Annotated in this window: 15 protein-coding genes; 7 read left to right on the top strand and 8 right to left on the bottom strand. The window is 66.9% G+C overall.

Features of this window, described 5'->3' with window-relative positions:
- Together BHE01S_RS31935 and BHE01S_RS31930 are read left to right on the top strand one after the other, a co-directional pair.
- On the top strand, positions 1 to 988 hold a 988-nt coding region (locus tag BHE01S_RS31935; RefSeq protein ID WP_042271210.1), incomplete at its 5' end, for an ABC transporter permease subunit.
- Between the two features lie 29 nt (positions 989 to 1,017).
- The gene (locus BHE01S_RS31930) at positions 1,018 to 2,367 is read left to right on the top strand and encodes an ABC transporter ATP-binding protein (RefSeq protein WP_042271237.1); all 1,350 of its coding nucleotides are present in this window, start codon (positions 1,018 to 1,020) and stop codon (positions 2,365 to 2,367) included.
- An 82-nt stretch (positions 2,368 to 2,449) separates the two neighbouring features.
- Here BHE01S_RS31930 and BHE01S_RS31925 read toward each other — a convergent pair whose 3' ends face one another.
- From BHE01S_RS31925 to BHE01S_RS31915, 3 genes are all read right to left on the bottom strand, one after another.
- Positions 2,450 to 3,016 (bottom strand): hypothetical protein, encoded by a 567-nt coding sequence (locus tag BHE01S_RS31925; protein ID WP_245639918.1) that lies wholly within the window; start codon positions 3,014 to 3,016, stop codon positions 2,450 to 2,452.
- The gene (locus tag BHE01S_RS31920; RefSeq protein ID WP_042271207.1) at positions 3,013 to 3,525 is read right to left on the bottom strand and encodes a hypothetical protein; all 513 of its coding nucleotides are present in this window, start codon (positions 3,523 to 3,525) and stop codon (positions 3,013 to 3,015) included. The genes BHE01S_RS31925 and BHE01S_RS31920 overlap by 4 nt, the downstream gene beginning before the upstream one ends.
- Before the next feature lie 348 nt (positions 3,526 to 3,873).
- On the bottom strand, positions 3,874 to 4,956 hold the full coding sequence (locus BHE01S_RS31915; protein WP_042271204.1) for a sigma-54 interaction domain-containing protein: 1,083 nt from the start codon (positions 4,954 to 4,956) through the stop codon (positions 3,874 to 3,876).
- 389 nt (positions 4,957 to 5,345) lie between these two features.
- On the opposite strand from BHE01S_RS31915, the gene BHE01S_RS31910 reads away from it, so the two are divergent.
- The 5 genes from BHE01S_RS31910 (at position 5,346) to otsA (ending at position 9,753) form a co-directional block, all read left to right on the top strand.
- Positions 5,346 to 5,663, top strand: coding sequence for a hypothetical protein (locus BHE01S_RS31910; protein WP_042271201.1), 318 nt, complete (start codon positions 5,346 to 5,348; stop codon positions 5,661 to 5,663).
- A 305-nt stretch (positions 5,664 to 5,968) separates the two neighbouring features.
- Entirely contained in the window at positions 5,969 to 7,354 is a 1,386-nt protein-coding gene (locus BHE01S_RS31905) for a sigma-54-dependent transcriptional regulator (protein ID WP_042271198.1), read from the top strand.
- Between the two features lie 90 nt (positions 7,355 to 7,444).
- Complete coding sequence (locus tag BHE01S_RS31900; protein ID WP_042271195.1) at positions 7,445 to 7,666, top strand: hypothetical protein; 222 nt, start codon at positions 7,445 to 7,447, stop codon at positions 7,664 to 7,666.
- Between the two features lie 163 nt (positions 7,667 to 7,829).
- Positions 7,830 to 8,051, top strand: a complete 222-nt coding sequence (locus BHE01S_RS31895; RefSeq protein ID WP_042271192.1) for a hypothetical protein — start codon at positions 7,830 to 7,832, stop codon at positions 8,049 to 8,051.
- A 223-nt stretch (positions 8,052 to 8,274) separates the two neighbouring features.
- Positions 8,275 to 9,753 carry an alpha,alpha-trehalose-phosphate synthase (UDP-forming) gene (gene otsA, locus BHE01S_RS31890; RefSeq protein WP_042271190.1) on the top strand — a complete coding sequence of 493 codons (1,479 nt, stop codon included), beginning with the start codon at positions 8,275 to 8,277 and terminating at the stop codon, positions 9,751 to 9,753.
- 154 nt (positions 9,754 to 9,907) lie between these two features.
- Here the strand turns inward: otsA and BHE01S_RS31885 are convergent, their stop codons facing one another.
- The 5 genes from BHE01S_RS31885 to dcm form a co-directional block, all read right to left on the bottom strand.
- Positions 9,908 to 10,498 carry a hypothetical protein gene (locus tag BHE01S_RS31885; RefSeq protein ID WP_042271188.1) on the bottom strand — a complete coding sequence of 197 codons (591 nt, stop codon included), beginning with the start codon at positions 10,496 to 10,498 and terminating at the stop codon, positions 9,908 to 9,910.
- A 110-nt stretch (positions 10,499 to 10,608) separates the two neighbouring features.
- Positions 10,609 to 12,015, bottom strand: coding sequence for an MFS transporter (locus BHE01S_RS31880; RefSeq protein ID WP_042271185.1), 1,407 nt, complete (start codon positions 12,013 to 12,015; stop codon positions 10,609 to 10,611).
- Between the two features lie 62 nt (positions 12,016 to 12,077).
- The gene (locus tag BHE01S_RS31875) at positions 12,078 to 12,581 is read right to left on the bottom strand and encodes a YbhB/YbcL family Raf kinase inhibitor-like protein (protein WP_042271182.1); all 504 of its coding nucleotides are present in this window, start codon (positions 12,579 to 12,581) and stop codon (positions 12,078 to 12,080) included.
- A 186-nt stretch (positions 12,582 to 12,767) separates the two neighbouring features.
- Positions 12,768 to 13,217, bottom strand: coding sequence for a very short patch repair endonuclease (locus tag BHE01S_RS31870; RefSeq protein ID WP_042271179.1), 450 nt, complete (start codon positions 13,215 to 13,217; stop codon positions 12,768 to 12,770).
- A gap of 40 nt (positions 13,218 to 13,257) precedes the next feature.
- A complete protein-coding gene (dcm, locus tag BHE01S_RS31865) occupies positions 13,258 to 14,604 on the bottom strand; it encodes a DNA (cytosine-5-)-methyltransferase (protein WP_084069462.1) in 1,347 nt (448 codons plus the stop codon).
- Positions 14,605 to 14,665 lie beyond the last annotated feature (61 nt).

The raw sequence follows: 14,665 nt of genomic DNA, 5'->3' as shown, positions 1-14,665 counted from the left end.
TCAGTTCCTGTTCCGCCCGCTCGTCGCGTGGGCCGACAAGTTCCGCATGGAGAACACGAGCTCGGGCGACGCCCCGGAATCGTGGCTGCTCGACCTGATTCGCCGCACCCATCTCATTCATCAACTGCTTGTGCCGCTCGGCTGGTTCTTTGCCAGGGCGGCGCGCATGCCGATCCAGCTGCCGTCGTTTCCGAACGTGTCGCGCGCCGCGCCCTTGGCGCGTGGCCGCACCGGCTTGCGCGCACGCATCGGCGACGCCGTGTGGGCCGTGCTCGTGATCGCGTTGACCGTGTTCGTGGTGTGGCGCGTGGTGGCCTTCGTCCGCACGGGCGTGACACTCGACGAAGTGTGGCACGTGCTCGGTCTCGGCTTCATCACGCTCTTTCGCGTGATACTGCTGATCGCCATCGCTTCGGTGATCTGGGTGCCGCTCGGGGTGCTGATCGGTCTGCGCCCGGCGCTCGCCGAGAAGGTGCAGCCGCTTGCCCAGTTCCTCGCGGCGTTCCCGGCGAACCTGCTGTTCCCGGTGTTCGTGATCGTGATCGTGCGCTTTCACCTCAATCCTGACATCTGGCTGTCGCCGCTGATCGTGCTCGGCACCCAGTGGTATATCCTGTTCAACGTGGTTGCGGGGGCCAGCGCCTATCCGAACGACTACAAGGAAGCCGCGAAGAACTTCCATATTCGTGGCTGGCAGTGGTGGCGTCAGGCCATGCTGCCAGGCATTTTCCCGTACTACATCACGGGCGCCATCACGGCTTCGGGCGGCGCATGGAACGCGAGCATCGTCTCCGAGTTCGTGCAGTGGGGCGACACGAAGCTCGCCGCGCACGGCCTCGGTGCGTACATCGCGCAGATGACGGCGGCCGGCGATTACCCGAAGATCATTCTCGGCATTGCCGTGATGTCGCTCTTCGTCACGCTGTTCAACCGCGTCCTGTGGCGCCCGCTGTACACGTATGCCGAGTCTCGTCTGCGGCTCGACTGATCGAACAACGAATGATCGAAGGTAACGCGATGCAAAACCCCAAGACGCTGAGCGCCGCGCACGGCGATGTGCAGACGGTTCCGAACCCGCCGCGCCTCGGCGAAGAAATCCTGAACGTGAAGGACGTGTGCCGGGGCTTCAACAAGTCCCAGGGCGAGCTGCTCGTGCTCGACGATGCCAATCTCCAGCTGCGCGAGGGCGAGATCGTCGGGCTGCTGGGCCGCTCGGGCTCGGGCAAGTCCACGCTGCTGCGGATCATCGCGGGCCTGATCTCGCCGACCTCCGGGGAGGTCACCTGGCGCGGCAAGCCGCTCGAAGGGCCTGCCGAAGGCGTGGCGATGGTGTTCCAGACCTTCGCGCTGTTCCCGTGGCTCACCGTGCTGCAGAACGTGGAAGCGGGCCTCGAGGCGCAGGGCGTGGGCGCGCGCGAGCGCCGCGAACGCGCGCTGGCCGCCATCGACCTGATCGGTCTGGACGGCTTCGAAAACGCGTATCCGCGCGAACTTTCGGGCGGCATGCGCCAGCGCGTGGGTTTCGCGCGCGCGCTCGTGGTCGACCCGATGCTCATGCTCATGGACGAGCCGTTCTCCGCGCTCGACGTGCTGACCGCCGAAACGCTGCGTACCGACCTGCTCGACCTGTGGACGCAAGGCCGCCTGCCGATCAAGTCGGTGCTGATCGTCACGCACAACATCGAGGAAGCGGTGTTCATGTGCGACCGCATTCTCGTGCTGTCGTCGAATCCGGGCCGCGTGGTGGCCGAGATCAAGGTGCCGTTCAAGCATCCGCGCAACCGTCTCGACCCGGCATTCCGCAAGCTCGTGGACGACATCTACGCGAAGATGACCGCCCGCCAGACCGACGAAACGACCAGGAAGGGTCTCGAACTCGGCAGCTGGCTGCCGCGCGTGTCGACCAACCTGATGGCGGGTCTGATCGAAACGCTCGCGATGGCGCCGTATCACGGCCGCGCCGACATGCCGGAGATCGCGCGCTCGCTGCATCTGGAAGTGGACGACCTGTTCCCGATCGCCGAAGTGCTGCAAAACCTCGGTTTCGCCGACGTGCGCGAAGGCGACGTGCTCCTCACGCCCCCCGCGCGCGTGTTCGCGGAGTTCGGCACGCAGGAGCGCAAGATGATGTTCGCCGAGCATCTGCTGCGCCATGTGCCGCTCGCGGCGCGCATCAAGAAAGTGCTCAACGAGCGCCCGGGCCATCGCGCGCCGCGCGTGCGATTCGAGCAGGAGCTGGAGGACTTTCTCTCCGACGGCGCCGCCGAAGAAACGCTCGACACGGTGATCGACTGGGGCCGCTATGGCGAGATCTTCTCGTATAACGACCAGTCGGAAATCTTCAGTCTCGAAGACGTGGAGTCCTGAGCGGCGCGCTTTTCGCGAGGCATAAAAAAGGTCGCGGGGCGAGTTCGCCCGGCGACCTTTTTTCGTTTGCGGATAACGCGGGCTATTGCAGCGTGCCCCAGCGCTCCACCGCGGGCTCGGCCGTGGCCCACTTCCAGCCCGACTGGTCCTGACAGGCGCTCGCGGTAAACCACTGCTCGGGCGCGTCGGCTTTCTCGCCGTCCTGCACCGAGAACACGAAGTCCTTGCACAGTGTGAGGGCGTTGGCGAACGCGCGCGTCACGCGCACCTGACCGTGGCCGTTCTCCACGGGCAAATCGTGCTGGATGCGCCAGATGTCCATGCCGCCCACAGGCAGGCGGCCGGCCGTCTCGGCGATCATTGCCTGCTGGTCCGCGTGCATGCCCTTCATGAAGCGGCCGACGGCTTCGTCGGTGGCGGCCTGCACGGCAATGCCCACGCCGATACCGACGGCAGGATTCGCCGTGACGATGCCCGTCGCCGCAGCGGCGGCGGCGCCGCTCGCCGCGCCGATCGACGAGCAGCCGCTCGCCGCGAGCGCGATGCCCGCACAGAGCGCGGCCAGTGCGACGAGCCTCGCGGGGCGCGACGCCGACGAATCCGTTCCAGCGTGCCGTGCGCGCCTCGCGCGCGCGTTCATGCCGTTCATTGCAGCGCACCCCAGCGGGCGGTGGCGGGTTCGGCCGAGGCCCACTTCCAGTCGTCGCCGTCGCGGCACACCGAAGCGACGAAAAAGGCGCTCGAGGCGGGCTTGTCCCTGGTGGCCTCGTGATCGACGGAGAACACGATCTCCTTGCAGTCGAGCGCACCGCTGCTGATCGTGCGGCTCACCGTGACGCGGCCGTGCTCGTCGTCTTCGATCGGGAACGAGTGCGTGATCGACCATGGCGCGACCGCGCCGACTGCGAGCGGGCCTGCCGCGTGGGCGATGCTGTTCTGGGTATTCGTGTGGACGACGCGCTCGGAGTACTGCACGCCGGCCTTCGCCGCAGCGACGGCGCCGAGGCCGATGCCGGTCGCCACGGCGGCGTTGTTCGTCAGCTTCGAGGCGACCGCCGCGCCGGCGATACCGGCGCCCGTTTGCGCGCCCTCCGAGTAGAGCGAGCTGCAGGCCGAGCACGCGAGGCTCGCCACCGTCGCGAGCAGCGTGAGCGACATGACACGTCGCCAACGAGGATGCGCGCAAGCGAGCGGGGGCACGCCGGCAATCGTTTCCGCGACCGCCGCTGACACCGGTGGCGCAACGCGCGCCCGAGCACTTCGTTCTTGCATGATGATTCCCTGCCGCTATCCGGATAGCGCCGCATTGCGCGGATATCCAGCATGTTTTGCTTACTTAACGTGCTGCGGATTGTGCAGCACGGGATTGCTCAGGGGGATAGGTAAAGTGCAAGAAATTGCAAAAGGGCGTGCGCGGCAGGCCGATCTTTGATCGGCCTGGCCTGGCCGTGCCGCTCCCGCTTCGCCGCGCCGCGAGCGCGCTGTGGCGCGGCGATGGGAGGGGGCTCAGGCTTCGTTCGTGTCCGGGTCGGCGGGCGCTTCGGTTTCGCCATCGTCGGCGCCGTAGCTGCCGAGCCGGTTGTAGAGCGTCTTGAGGCTCACGCCGAGCGTGCGCGCCGCGAGACGCTTGTCGCCGCCGCAGTATTTGAGCGTGCCGAGGATGATCTGCTTTTGCGCATCGGCGAGCGGTGTGCCGATCCAGACGCTCATCGCGTCGCCCTGCGTGACGGGCTTCTTCACGCGCGGCACCAGTTGCGGATGCGCGATCTCCACGACCTTTTCCGCGAGGATGAACGCGCGGTACACGGCGTTTTTCAGTTCGCGCACGTTGCCGGGCCACGACCAGTTGCGTACGGTTTCGAGCGCGCGCTTGCTGAACGCCTTTTGCGTGCCTTCCTGGTCGTTCAGTTCGGTGAGGAAATGCTGCGCGAGCAGTTCGCGGTCGCGCTCGCGTTCTCGCAGCGGCGGGGCGCGCAGCGGAAACACCGCGAGCCGGTACATCAGGTCCTCGCGCAGGCAGTTTTCCTTCACGGCCGTCATGGGGTCGCGGTTGGTCGCGGCGATGATGCGCACGTCGCCGCGAATCGCCTCGTTGCCGCCCACCGGAAAGTACTCGCCGGTTTCGAGTGCGCGCAGCAGCTTCACCTGATGCAGCAGCGACATTTCGGTGATTTCGTCGAGGAACAGCGTGCCGCCGCGCGCGTGCTCGAAGTGGCCGTCGCGCGCCTGCACGGCGCCCGTGAAGCTGCCTTTTTCGTGACCGAACAACTCGGCCTCGATCAGCTCGTCGGGGATCGCGCCGCAGTTGACCGGGATGAACGGGCCGTCACGGCGTTCGCTGTGCGCGTGGATCGTGCGGGCGATCAGTTCCTTGCCCGTGCCCGATTCGCCGACGATGAGCGCCGTCGCCTCGGTCACGGCCACGCGCTCGATCTGCGCATAGAGCTCCAGCATGACCGCCGACGAGCCGTACAGCAGACCGTACGACTGCAATCCCGCGATGCGCGGGTCCGCATCCGCTGCGGCATTTCCGTTGTTTCCGCTGTTACGCTTTGTGGCGGCGGGCGAGCCCGGCTCGATTGACGCCATAGGGGGTTTCGTCCTGCAAAGGTAGTGCGGGGCGTTCGTTGCTGCGCGCGTCGGCATGCGGCTGCGCGTATCGGCGAACAGGCCCTGCGATCCGGGGCTGGCCGTCCAGGACAGGTGCGGAACTTGCCGCTCCGACGGCCGCGAAGGTTGGCATCAACGAGATTCGCATCGCGCTGGCGCGTAAACATTTAACCACTGCCGCGCCTGACAGGGCAATGGACCTGGCGAGGCAAGCGCGAGCGGGCGTGGCATGCATCCTGCTGCGGAACTTGCAGAGCCCGGCGCCGTCTGCGTTGATAGGGGCGGCGCGTCGGCCACGCCCCGGGCGACGTCATTCGAATCAACTCGCGTCTTCCGTCTTTGACGAGGCGTATCTGGGAGAGAGCGACATGTCGAAGAACCGCAACGGTTTGGTAGGAACCCTGGTGACCGTCGGCGCGCTTGGCGCCATGGCGGGCATGCTGGCGTGGCGTTTTTCGCAGCGCCATCGCGCGCAACGGCAAACCTTTTATCGCGATCTGAGCCGCTGGGAAGGCGAAGGCGGCTCGCTTGCCGATACGACGGGCAACAACGGACTGGGCCCGGAAATGGCCATGGCCGGGGGGGCGTCGGACTCGCACGCACATGGCGCGAAGAGCCGGGTGACGAATGGTGTGAACGGCGCGAATGGCTCGGCTGGCATGCCGTGGCCGTTTCCGCACAGCTAGGCGGGTGTGGCGGGGACACGCGAGAGCCGTGCCCGCTTATCTCGAATACGTCTATAATAGTGATATCAACAACAATCGAGGTTCGGGCGGCCCGCTGTTGACGGTATTGTTGCTCAGTTGTAGCCAAACCGCGCATATTCAGGCTTTTGCCGCTTGGGCGTGCGTCCCGACGTTTCGTACTCCACTGCAGCGCAATCACGTGCGTCGCGACTTCCGCGGCGCCGGGCAACGTCGTCCGGCGCGCTCGCGAAGGGCGCGGCGCTCGCGCTTTGGAGCCATTCACCTATCAAGGCTGACGAGACGCGATGCCACATGTATTGATTGTCGATGACGATGAGCAAACCCGCGAGGCGCTGGCGGCCGTGGTGAGCGAAGACGGGCTCACCACCGCGCAGGCAGGCGACCTGCGCGAGGCGCGCATTCAGCTCGTGCGGCAGACGCCGGACGTGGTCTTTACCGACCTGAAGCTGCCCGACGGCAGTGGCACCGACCTTTTCGAGGATCTCGATCCGCGCTCGGGCGTGGAACTCGTGGTCATCACCGGACACGCGACGGTCGAGACGGCCGTCGATGCGCTCAAGTCCGGCGCAATCGATTACCTGGTCAAGCCGATCAACCTCCAGCGCGTCAAGGCGATCCTGAACCGCCTGCCGCGCGCCGGCGACCTCAAGGCCGAAATCGGCACGCTGCGCGGCGAGTTGCGCCGCATGGGGCGCTTCGGCCTGATGCTCGGCAATTCGCCGACCATGCAGGAGGTCTACGACCAGATCAGCCGCGTCGCGCCTACGCCCGCCTCGGTCATGCTGGTGGGCGAATCGGGCACCGGCAAGGAAGTGGCCGCGCAGACCATCCACCAGCTGAGCCTGCGCCGCAAGCACGAATTCCTCGCCGTGAACTGCGGCGCGATTTCGCCGAACCTGATCGAGTCCGAGATGTTCGGCCACGAGCGCGGCTCGTTCACGGGCGCCGACCGGCAGCACAAAGGCTATTTCGAACGCGCCAACGGCGGCACGCTGTTCCTCGACGAAATCACCGAAATGCCGATCGAGCTGCAGGTGAAGCTGCTGCGCGTGCTCGAGACCGGTATGTTCATGCGCGTGGGCACGACGAGAGAAATCGAGACCGACGTGCGCCTGATCGCGGCGACCAACCGCGACCCGGAGCAGGCCGTTGCCGAAGGCAAGCTGCGTCTGGACCTTTATCACCGCCTGAACGTGTTTCCGATCAGCCTGCCGCCGCTGCGCGAGCGCGGCAAGGATGTCGAGCTGCTCGCCCAGTCGTTCCTCGACGAGCTGAACGAGCGTCACGGCACGAAAAAGCAGTTTCCCGCAGCCGTGCGCGACATGCTGGCGGCCTATCCGTGGCCCGGCAACGTGCGCGAGCTGAAGAACTACGTGCAGCGTGCGCATATCATGTCGGGCACCGATGGCGATTTCACGGCGACGGTACCGCTGCAGATTTCGCTTTCGAAGCCGATTGCGGGCACGGCGGTGACGATCCCGTTCGGCACTTCGCTTGCCGACGCCGATCGCCAGCTCATTCTCGCGACGCTCGAGCAATGCGGCGGCGTGAAGACGCGCGCGGCGGAAATCCTCGGCATCAGCCTGAAGACGCTCTATAACCGTCTTGTGGAGTACGGCAATGAAAGCGCCGGCAAGGGCGATGCGCCCGCGCGCGCAGCCGGCGCCTGAGCAGCATGCGCGAGCGCGACGCCTTGCGCGCTCGCACGGGCGGTACGACGCTTGCAGTGTGAGTTTCGCGTCCATGATGAGGAGCGAAAGATGCCGAGCTGCATAACCAGTGATGCCGTCCGCGTGAAGCCCTGGCTCGCGCATACCCCGCAGCCGGACGAACCGCCGCCGGACCCGCCCGGCGAGCCCGACGTCCCGCCCATCGGCGATCCGCCGGCCCAACCGGGTGAAGTGCCGCACACGGCGTATCCATTCGACCCTTCGGTCTCCTCTGGATTTCATCGTTCGCGTGGCGCATTGCCCGCCACCTGAGCGTCTGCTCGCGCAGCCTCGCGTAGCCATCGGCTGATCCTGACGGCTTTTATGTACGAGTTACAAAGACTCCACCATTTTTACCGGCGAATTCACGCGGCGAACCCTAGACTATAAAAAAGCGCCACGGCCGCGTGGCCGCCTTCCCGCTGGAGGCATCGACATGAGACATCCTGCCTTGCGCCGCTCTGCGCGCTACACGGGCAAGCGTGGCCCGCGCGATTCGCAAGAGAAGAGCAGTCCGCAGCAGTCGGTTGCGCCCGACCCCGCAGGCCAGAATCGCGCAGCGCCAGGCGTGCCGCCCGACGGCGAGCACAACCAAGGCGGGGCGCGGGCTGAGGGCATCGAGTACCAGCGCGATCTCGGCTCGGAACAGGACGCCTGATCCGCTTCGAGCCGCGGTTCGAAGCGCGCTGCGTGCAGGCCGGTTTCCTGGCCTGACAGATCACCGGGGTAATCCGCACTTGCGTGCTTGCCGCGCGGAATTTGCTCGCGCTGTCGTTTGTGCGAAAAGATATTTTCTCCAGACCCTGCCGATCCGGCACGCGTCTTGCGTACGTAGTTGAAGCATCGTCTTCGGACCCAACGAAACAGGAGGTAGAGCCGCAATGGGCAGACTGATCGTGGTATCGAATCGCGTTGCGCCGACTCAGGAGGGCCGTCCCGCTGCGGGCGGGCTCGCAGTCGGCGTACTGGACGCGCTCAAGGAAACCGGCGGTGTGTGGTTCGGATGGAGCGGCGAGACCGTCGCGCAGCCGTGCGCACCGGTCATCGAGCAGCAGGGCAGCGTCACCTACGCGACGGTGGGTCTCACCCGGCGTGACTATGACCAGTACTACAAGGGCTTCTCGAATACGACCCTCTGGCCGACGTTCCACTACCGCAACGACCTCGCACGCTACGAGCGTCAGGAGTACGGCGGCTACCTGCGCGTGAACGTGTCGCTCGCGCGCCAGTTGCAGCCGCTCATCGAGCCCGACGACATCATCTGGGTGCACGACTATCACCTGATTCCATTCGCGCGCTGCCTGCGCGATCTCGGGGTGAAGAATCCGATCGGCTTCTTCCTGCACATTCCGCTGCCGGTGCCCGAAGTCATGCGCTCGGTGCCGCCGCACGAAGAACTCATGAAGTTCCTGTGCCACTACGACGTGGTCGGCTTCCAGACTGGCGCGGACCGCCAGGCCTTTCTCGATTACGTCGAGCGCGGCGGCCATGGCACCGCAAGCGATGACGGCATGGTTCACGCATGGGACCGCTTTCTGAAGGTCGGCGCGTATCCGATCGGCATCTATCCGGACGCCATCGCCAAAGCCTCGTCGCAGTTCGCCGACCGCAAGGCCGTGCGCAGCCTGCGCGAAGCCATGCGCGGACGCAAGCTGATCATGAGCGTGGACCGGCTCGACTATTCGAAGGGGCTCGCCGAGCGCTTCCAGGCGTTCGAGCGCCTGCTGCAGAACGGGCCGGGCTGGCACGGCCGCGTCTCGCTCCTGCAGATCGCGCCGCCGACGCGCTCCGACGTGCAGACCTACCAGACGATCCGCCGCAATCTCGAAGGCGAGGCGGGCCGCATCAACGGCCGTTTCGCGCAGCTCGACTGGACGCCGATCCAGTACCTGAACCGCAAGTACGAGCGCAACCTGCTGATGGCGCTGTTCCGCGAGGCGCAGGTGGGCTACGTCGCGCCGCTGCGCGACGGCATGAACCTCGTGGCGAAGGAATACGTGGCCTCGCAGAATCCCGACGATCCCGGCGTGCTGGTGCTTTCGCAGTTCGCGGGCGCGGCCGAACAGCTGCCGGGCGCACTGGTCGTGAATCCGTACGACCTGAACCAGACGGCCGAGGCGCTCGAGCGCGCGCTCTCCATGCCGCACGCCGAGCGCGTCTCGCGCTACAACGACATGATGGCGTCGCTGCGCGAGAACAATCTTTCGGTGTGGCGCGATACGTTCCTCGCCGATCTGCGCAGCGTCGCGACGGCCGCTTCGGTCACGGCCAGGGCGCGTAACGCGGCCCCGGCGGGGAAAGCTTCCGTGCAGACAAGCGCCCCCGAACCCGAACAGGCGCAGCGCGCTGCACGCGCCTAGCGAGGCATCAGTGAGGGGCGACGCAGCGTGTGTGCCGCCCCTGACGGCCTAATGTAGTCTCGACGCAAATGGATCCGCGCGGCGGCCTTTCGGGCCGCCGCGTTTTTTTGCATCCGCGTTGTCGGTACGCAGCGATATGCAGCGCGGCGTGCGCTCAGACCCGCTGGCCGCTCGGCGCGGCGAACGGCATCGGCGCGCGGGTCGGATCGAAATCGGCCCAGTGTCCGTCGTGCCATTGGCCTGAGGCGCACTCGATATCGGCGGCGCCGCCGTCGCGCAGCAACTGCGCGGCGAGGTCCTGATTCTCGTAGCAGACGTGCACCGAGAGCAGCACACCGTCGCTGCGCGTCTCGCGATGCACCCTCTCGTGGTGCGCCGGCATTGGCTGAGCAGCGGCTTTCGCCCCCACGCTCGCGCCGATGCGCGCCCCGATCCAGGCGCCCACGCCGGCCGCGATCACGACGGACGGCAGTGCAGCCGAGAACGCGCTGAAAATCACCACGCCCGCGACGGCGCCCGCCACGGCTCCTGCGGTGATGTTGCGAGCGTGATGCGGGTGCACCGCGGCGGCCGTGGGCGGCGCGCCCATGGCCGTCCCCTGGACGTTGTGGCGCGCATGCTGGCCGCGCGGATTGACGAAGAACAGGTTGACGTCTTCTTCGAGGAAGCCGCCCGCATACAGCTTTTCGGCGGCGGCTTCGGCGGCGGGAAAGGTCGTGAACCGACCAGCGACGATCAGTGACATGGGAAGCCCCCTTTGCCGGATTCGGCAGGTTGACTCGCCGGGCGCGGCCGCGAATGCGGCTCGCCCTGAATCCATGTTAGTGCCTGTGCGCGTGCAGGGTTAGGCCGCGCTCAGCCCGGCGTTTGCGCCGCGGAACCCGGCATCAGGCGCAACAGGCTCACGACTGCCGCGACGGCGGCGAAGGCCGTCGCCACGTAGAGGGCCGTGGTCGGCCCGTGTTGCGGTGCAATGCCGAAGATGAGCGCCACGAGCGCCGCGCCGAGCGTCTGCCCGGTGAGGCGCGCGGTACCGAGCATGCCGCTCGCGCCGCCGCTGCGCTCGCGCGGCGCGGAGGAGAGGATCTGCCGGTTGTTGGGCGACTGGAACACGCCGAAGCCCATGCCGCACAAGGCCATGCGCCAGCAGATATCGAACGCCGTGGGATGTGCGCCGAGCGTGGCGAGCGAGAGCAGGCCGAGTGCGAAGAGCGCGAGTCCGATACCGCCGAGCATGCCCGCCGGATAGCGGTCGGAGAGCGCCCCCGAGAGCGGCGCGGCGCCGACGATGACGAGAGGCCAGGGCGTCATGAGGAGACCCGTGTCGACCTGCGAGAAACCGAAGGCCTCCTGCAGCATGAAGGGCAGCGCGACGAACGCGAGCATTTGCGCGCAGAACGAGCAGACCGAGGTGCTGATCGAGAGCGCGAACACGGGGTTGGCGAGCAGATCGACGGGCAACAGCGGCGCGGCCTGCGTAAGCTGGCGGCGCACGAAGAACCAGCCGATCACGATGGCGAGCACGAATTCGAGCGCGACGAGGCGATTGCTCTCGCCGTGGCCGAGGCCGTCGACGGCAAAAATCAGGAGGCCGAACACAATGGCGTTGAGCACGGCGCTCAGATAGTCGTAGGGCGCGGGGTGCCGCTCGTTCACGGGCAGGGCGCGCAGACCCAGCGCCAGCGCGGCGATGCCGATCGGCACGTTGATCGCGAAGAGCCAGGGCCACGTCGCGATGGCGAGCACGCCCGAGGCGAGCGTCGGGCCGACCGCCGAGGCGATCGCGACGACCATCGCGTTGATGGCGACGCCGCGGCCGAGTTGCGTGCGCGGATAGATCATGCGCACGAGCGCGGTGTTCACGCTCATGATCCCCGCGCCGCCGAGGCCCTGCACCATGCGTGCGAACGCGAGTTCGGGCAGCGTGGTCGCCAGCGCGCAGCCGAGCGATGCGACGGTGAACAGCACCATGCCGGCCAGATACACGCGCTTGTAGCCGATGCGGTCGCCGAGCGAGGCGAGCGGCAGGAGCGAGATGGTGACCGAAAGCTGATACGCGTTGACGATCCAGATCGAGCTTGCCGCGCTCGCATGAAGGTGCCGCGCGATGGTCGGCAACGCGACATTGGCGATCGCGCCGTCGAGCACGGCGAGCGTGATGCCGAGCGCGACCACGAGGATCGCGTAGTAACGCTGCGGGAAGGGCAGGCCGGTTTCGATGTCGGCGGGGGAAGCGGCGGAGAGTTGGGAAAGCGTGGGCATCGACGGGAGAGGCGGCGCGCGATGGACGTGCGCCGCCGGCAGGATGTTTGTTTTCCGGGGGACTATTTCAGTTCATAAAGCCCGACGTAGGTGGTCGAATCCACCTCGTTCAGATGTGTCATGAAACGCGCCACCGCGTTGGTCGTTTCCGGCGTGACGGGCAGTTGCGCCGCCTTGAGCGCATGCACGCGGAAGATGTAGCGATGGGGTTGGTCGCCGCGCGGGGGGGCCGCGCCGCCGAAACCGACCGTGCCATAGTCGTTGCGCACCTGCACCGCGCCCTGCGGGAGCAGGCTGCCGTCGGCCTTGCCGGCATTGCGGGCGAGGGAGCGCACGTCGGGCGGAATATTCACCACGACCCAGTGCCAGAAGCCGCTGCCCGTGGGCGCGTCCGGATCGTAGACGGTGAGCGCGAAGCTTTGCGTGTCGGCGGGCGGCTCCTCCCACTGCAGCGCCGGCGAGACATTGTCGCCGTCGACACCGAAGGCCCGGTCGTCGAACTCCTGCGCCTTCGGCATGAAACCGTTGCTGGGAAAGTCATCGGACCAAAGTCGGAAATCAGCCATCGGGTGTCTCCTTCGCTTGGGGTCATTGGATGGTTGCGCCAGCACGTTGGACGCCTGAAGACGGGTGCGCAGCCGCTCGATCGAGTTTATCACCGCGGGCTGTTCAGGCAGGGCCAGCTTCGCAGCGTGACATGCGCTGCGCATCGGCTGGTTGACGCACGTCGTGTGATGCCTCGCGAGGGTGTCTTACGAGCGCGCCTCGAACCACGCCGACGACCCGTCTTCGAGCCACGCGGCGAGCCGCTCGACGACCGCCTGCGGATCGTGCTGCGGCCCACGCAACGCGCATTCCCAGACCACTGCCACGCGCCAGCCCTGGGCTGCGAGCGCGGCGAGCGCCCTGGCGTCGTTCAGACGGTTGCGCGCGATCTTCTCGCGCCAGAACTCGGGGCGCGTTTGCGGCCATTTGAAGAGCGCGCAGTTGTGGCCGTGCCAGAAGCAGCCGTGCACGAACACCACGGCGCGCCGGCGCGGCAGCACGATGTCGGGCCGGCCGGGCAGCTCGCGTACGTTCAGGCGAAAGCGGAAGCCGCGGCGGTGCAGCAGACTGCGGATCAGCTTCTCGGGCTTCGTGTTGCGTCCGCGTATGCCGGACATCATCCGGCTGCGCGTCGCGGTATCGACGACGTCCACCATCGTCTGTCGCCTCGCTTCGGTTGGCTGCCGCGCGCGCCGGTCAGCGGCCTCCCGCCGGGGCCGTCGCCGCAGCCGTGGTGCGCGACGGGCCTGCCGTACGCGTTGCGTGCGTTGTGTGCGCAACAGGGGGAACCGCCGTCGCGTCCGCACGGGGCGTTGCGTGCCGTGCGGCCAGCAGCGCATCGAGATGCGGCATCATCGTGCGCGCGACTTCGCGCATCACCGGCATCACCACGCTGTTGCCGAACTGGCGGTACGCCTGCGTGTCGCTCACCGGAATGCGGAAGGTGTCGGGCAGCCCCATCAACCGCGCGCACTCGCGCGGCGTGAGGCGGCGCGGGCGCAATCCTTCGCCTTGATAGACGAGGATCTCCGAGCCGTCCTTGTGATAGCGCGCAGAAAGCGTGCGCGTGACGCTGTCGGCAAACGCGAGGCCGTAGCCGAAGCCGTTGCCGGCCGCGCGGTGCTTCTCGGCGTACTGCTGCAGATAGGCCCAGAGCCCCGGCGTGAGCGTGTACTTCGGCTGCACGCGGCGCGCGCCGTGATCGAAGAAGCGCTCGCCGTCCCAGGGCAGCAGCGGCTCGCAGCCGTCGGTGCGGTGCAGGATCGCGGCGAGCCGCGGGCCATCTTCGGGCAGCGCGAGCGCGTCCCATGAGAACGACGTCGGCTCGCGAAAACCGACGATGATGATGCGTTCGCGATGCTGCGGCGTGAAATGGCGTCCGTCGATCACGCGATAGTGCACGTCATAGCCAAGCTCGTCGCGCAGCACCTGGAGGATGACGTCGAACGTGCGGCCGCGGTCGTGCGAGACCAGGTTCTTCACGTTTTCGAGCAGGAATGCGGCGGGCCGCTTCTCGGCGATGATGCGCGCGACGTCGAAGAACAGCGTGCCCTGCGTGGTGCAGGCAAAGCCGTGCGGACGCCCAAGCGCGTTCTTCTTGCTCACGCCGGCGATCGAGAACGGCTGGCACGGAAAGCCCGCGAGCAGGACGTCGTGATCGGGTACGTCGGCGGCCTCCACGGCCGTAATGTCGCCGATGAACGGATGATCCTCGCCGTAGTTTTCCAGATAGGTCTTGCGCGAGAACGGATTCCATTCGCTCGTGAAGACGCACTCGCCGCCGTGTGCCTCGAAACCCTTGCGGATGCCGCCAATGCCGGCGAACAGGTCGATGAAGCGAAAGCGCGCCGCCGCGCCATTGGCGTGAGCGCCGCCTTGCAGCAGCTCGCGCAGCGCGGCTTCGAGCATGGCGGGGCAGGGCGTTTCGCCCTTTTCCCAGCGCCGCACCGTCTTCACGTCGCGGCCGACGTGTGTGGCGATCTGCTGTTGCGTGAAACGCTTGCGTGCCTGCTGGAGCAGGTCTCTCGGTTCGGCCGTGTGCACGGAGTCCTCGCTAGGGTATTTTTGCGGACATTATGACCGATGGTCGACCCGCGGCACCAGC

Source organism: Paraburkholderia heleia NBRC 101817, assembly GCF_000739775.1.
GTDB classification, from domain to species: Bacteria; Pseudomonadota; Gammaproteobacteria; order Burkholderiales; family Burkholderiaceae; genus Paraburkholderia; species Paraburkholderia heleia.
Note: the sequence above shows the minus strand (reverse complement) of the source record. Positions and strands in the feature narration are given on the sequence as shown.

What these genes read in the sequence shown, in the direction of transcription:
- BHE01S_RS31925 (WP_245639918.1), bottom strand. Translation starts at nt 3,016, where the DNA reads ATGAACGGCATGAACGCGCGCGCGAGGCGCGCACGGCACGCTGGAACG.
- BHE01S_RS31930 (WP_042271237.1), top strand. Translation starts at nt 1,018, where the DNA reads ATGCAAAACCCCAAGACGCTGAGCGCCGCGCACGGCGATGTGCAGACG.
- BHE01S_RS31920 (WP_042271207.1), bottom strand. Translation starts at nt 3,525, where the DNA reads ATGTCGCTCACGCTGCTCGCGACGGTGGCGAGCCTCGCGTGCTCGGCC.
- BHE01S_RS31915 (WP_042271204.1), bottom strand. Translation starts at nt 4,956, where the DNA reads ATGGCGTCAATCGAGCCGGGCTCGCCCGCCGCCACAAAGCGTAACAGC.
- BHE01S_RS31900 (WP_042271195.1), top strand. Translation starts at nt 7,445, where the DNA reads ATGCCGAGCTGCATAACCAGTGATGCCGTCCGCGTGAAGCCCTGGCTC.
- BHE01S_RS31910 (WP_042271201.1), top strand. Translation starts at nt 5,346, where the DNA reads ATGTCGAAGAACCGCAACGGTTTGGTAGGAACCCTGGTGACCGTCGGC.
- BHE01S_RS31880 (WP_042271185.1), bottom strand. Translation starts at nt 12,015, where the DNA reads ATGCCCACGCTTTCCCAACTCTCCGCCGCTTCCCCCGCCGACATCGAA.
- BHE01S_RS31895 (WP_042271192.1), top strand. Translation starts at nt 7,830, where the DNA reads ATGAGACATCCTGCCTTGCGCCGCTCTGCGCGCTACACGGGCAAGCGT.
- BHE01S_RS31885 (WP_042271188.1), bottom strand. Translation starts at nt 10,498, where the DNA reads ATGTCACTGATCGTCGCTGGTCGGTTCACGACCTTTCCCGCCGCCGAA.
- otsA (WP_042271190.1), top strand. Translation starts at nt 8,275, where the DNA reads ATGGGCAGACTGATCGTGGTATCGAATCGCGTTGCGCCGACTCAGGAG.
- BHE01S_RS31875 (WP_042271182.1), bottom strand. Translation starts at nt 12,581, where the DNA reads ATGGCTGATTTCCGACTTTGGTCCGATGACTTTCCCAGCAACGGTTTC.
- BHE01S_RS31905 (WP_042271198.1), top strand. Translation starts at nt 5,969, where the DNA reads ATGCCACATGTATTGATTGTCGATGACGATGAGCAAACCCGCGAGGCG.
- BHE01S_RS31870 (WP_042271179.1), bottom strand. Translation starts at nt 13,217, where the DNA reads ATGGTGGACGTCGTCGATACCGCGACGCGCAGCCGGATGATGTCCGGC.